Below are 2,563 nucleotides of genomic sequence, written 5' to 3'. Positions count from 1 at the left end.
CTGCAGCCGGACCCGACCCCGCCGCCCGTGGCCGCGCCGAGCCCCAGCGCGGCCCCCTCCGCCGGGCCCGGCGAGCCGTCGACGAGCACCGCACCGAGCGAGCCGGCCACGCCGTCCGCCGCCCCGTCTGCGGCGCCCCCTCCCCCCTCGGACGCCCCGTCCGTGACGGCCGCACCCTCGGGCGGCCCCGCCTGCACCCCGACCGAGGTGCCGGTCCTGCTGTGGTCGTCGGTCGAGCAGCAGCTCACGGACGGCGTCGTGCTGCGCGTGGCCCCCGACCGGGCCCGGGTCCCGGCCGGCTGCCCGGGCGATCCGTCCCAGCCGGACGTCGTGGTGCGGGCCGCGGTGCTCGCCCTGCTGCGGGACCCGGCCCCCGACCCGGACCAGGTGAACCTGTGGGTCGCCGCCGGGGCCCCCGCGGCGGAGGAGGACGTGTCCGTCGAGACCTCGGGGGCCGGCACCACCGTCGACCTGCCCTCGGGTGCGTTCGCCGGCGGCCTCGGCAGCGAGGCGGCGGCCGCCGCCGTGCAGTCGCTGGTGCGGACCGTCGTCTCCAACGGCGGCACCGCGCCGGTGACCGTGCTCGTGGACGGCGCGGCCGGCGCCGAGGTGTGGGGGGCGGTCGTCCTCGACGCGCCGCTGTCGCCGTCCACGGAGGACCTCGCCGGCGGCTGGGTGCTGGACCCGTACGAGGGCCAGCGCGTCCCGGCCGGCACGGTCACCCTGTCGGGCACGGCGACCGCGTTCGAGGGGTCGGTGAGCTGGGTGGTGCAGGACGCCGACGGGACGGCCGTCGCCGAGGGCGCGACGCAGTCCGGCAGCAACGGGGACTACGGCCCGTGGACCGTCCCGGTGGAGCTGCCGCCCGGCACGTGGACGGTCGTCCTGCGCGCCGAGAACATGGCGGGCGAGGCCGAGGGCCCCGGGCCGTGGCTCTGGGAGGACTCGACGACGTTCACGGTCGTGCCGTGAACCGCCGCCGCGCCACCGGAGCCGTGCAGCCGCGGGCCCTGCGGAGCGGCGCTCAGCGGGGGATGCGGACCGTCCGGGTCACGGTGAAGAGCACGTCGCCCTGGACCAGGCCGAACGTCGCGGTCGCCTTGCCCGGGTGCAGGGACGAGCCGTAGAAGCCCATGCGGACGGTCATGTCCTCGCCACCGGCGCACGTGATCTCGCCGGCGCCGCGGGCGCTCGTCGCCCAGCCCATCGGCACGCCGTCCTGCTCGAGCTCGGCGTACAGCATGGAGGCACCCGCCGGGCAGTCGCGCAGGCGGGCGGAGACGGCGGTGGCGGGGAACGACGGACCGGTCCCTGCGGCGCTGCCGTCGAAGGTGGTCATCGCCGCGGCGCGCGCGTGGACGACCATGGACGGGCCCCCGCTGCGGGCGGCGTCGGCCGGCGCTGCGGCGAGCAGGCTGACGGCTGCCGCTGCCGTGAGGACGGCGGCTGCCCGACGACGACGAGTGTGCTGCATGATGCGCCCCGATCCCGGTCCGGGTCACGACGTGTGACCACCTGACCGAGGGTTCGCCCGTGCTCGCGGCCTGTCAACGCGTTTGGGAGAACTGTCGCCCCGCTGCCGGGCAGACGGGGGCGTGCAGCGACGAGCGTCACACGCAGCGTGACCATCCGGTCGCGCCGTGCCCCGTCAGGACGACGGGGCCCCGGTCCCCGCGGTCGGCTCGACGCCGGGGCGCCGGTCGGTCACGCAGTAGACGAGGCCCCCGGGGTCGGTCATCACGGTCCAGCCGCGTCCGTCGGCGCCCCGCCGGGCCCCGAGCGCGACGTGGCGGGCGACTTCGGCCTCCCGGTCCAGGCTCGACAGGTCGGGGTGCGCCCGGACCGGCCCGTCCACCGCGTCGAGGCGCTGGAGCAGCACCCGCGGCGGCAGCCGGGGCGGGGCGACGAGCCGAGGTGGACGCCGCTGCCGACCCGCTGGACCTTGAGCCAGGGGTCGCCGCTGCCGGGCAGCAGGGTCGCGAACTCCGCGTGCGGGCCGCGCCACGGCGACAGGCCGCTGCCCGTCACCCGGCGCCAGAACTCGACGCGGGCCTCCGCCCCCTCGGCGGGCAGGTCGAGGAACAGCCAGCTCCAGCGCACGTCCACCCTCAGCGTCCCGGCTCCACGAGCGAGACCCCCGCGGGGGCCGGGCCGGCCATGGCGGCCAGCGCCGCGCCCGCCTCCGCCAGAGCGAGCGTGCGCGTGCTGAGCCCCCCGGGCCGCAGCCGGCCGGAGGCGACGAGGGCGAGCAGCGCCGGGTAGGCGTGCGCGGCCATGCCGTGGCTGCCGAGCACCTCCAGCTCGCCGGCGACGACGAGGTGCAGGGGCACCCGGGGCAGCCCGAGGACCGGGGGCAGGAGCCCGACCTGGACGTGCCGCCCCCGCGGCCGCAGCCCGGCGAGGGAGGCCGCGACGACGGCCTCGCTGCCGAGGGCGTCGAGCGAGACGTGGGTGCCGCCGTCGCTGGCGTCGCGGACCCGCTCCCCCACGGCCTGCCAGCCGTCGCCGCCGGGGTCCACCGCGGCGACGGCCCCCAGGTCGAGCGCCCGTCGGCGGGCCGCGT

4 protein-coding genes are annotated in these 2,563 nt (G+C 78.7%); 1 reads left to right on the top strand and 3 read right to left on the bottom strand.

Annotated elements, in window-relative coordinates:
• The first annotated feature begins 162 nt into the window (after window positions 1-162).
• Window positions 163-972, top strand: a complete 810-nt coding sequence (locus WCS02_RS19600) for a Gmad2 immunoglobulin-like domain-containing protein (protein WP_340295960.1) — start codon at window positions 163-165, stop codon at window positions 970-972.
• Window positions 973-1,024: 52 nt separating this feature from the next.
• Here WCS02_RS19600 and WCS02_RS19595 read toward each other — a convergent pair whose 3' ends face one another.
• The 3 genes from WCS02_RS19595 to WCS02_RS19585 form a co-directional block, all read right to left on the bottom strand.
• Window positions 1,025-1,474, bottom strand: a complete 450-nt coding sequence (locus WCS02_RS19595) for a hypothetical protein (protein WP_340295959.1) — start codon at window positions 1,472-1,474, stop codon at window positions 1,025-1,027.
• Between the two features lie 174 nt (window positions 1,475-1,648).
• Window positions 1,649-2,005 (bottom strand): VOC family protein, encoded by a 357-nt coding sequence (locus WCS02_RS21210; RefSeq protein WP_376983834.1) that lies wholly within the window; start codon window positions 2,003-2,005, stop codon window positions 1,649-1,651.
• Between the two features lie 103 nt (window positions 2,006-2,108).
• The coding region (locus WCS02_RS19585; RefSeq protein WP_340295957.1) for a zinc-binding dehydrogenase at window positions 2,109-2,563 on the bottom strand (455 nt) is incomplete at its 5' end.

Origin of the sequence: Aquipuribacter hungaricus, from assembly GCF_037860755.1 — a bacterium.
Lineage (GTDB): Bacteria > Actinomycetota > Actinomycetes > Actinomycetales > JBBAYJ01 > Aquipuribacter > Aquipuribacter hungaricus.
The sequence above is the reverse complement of the archived record's forward strand: the minus strand, read 5'-3'. Positions and strand labels throughout refer to the sequence as shown.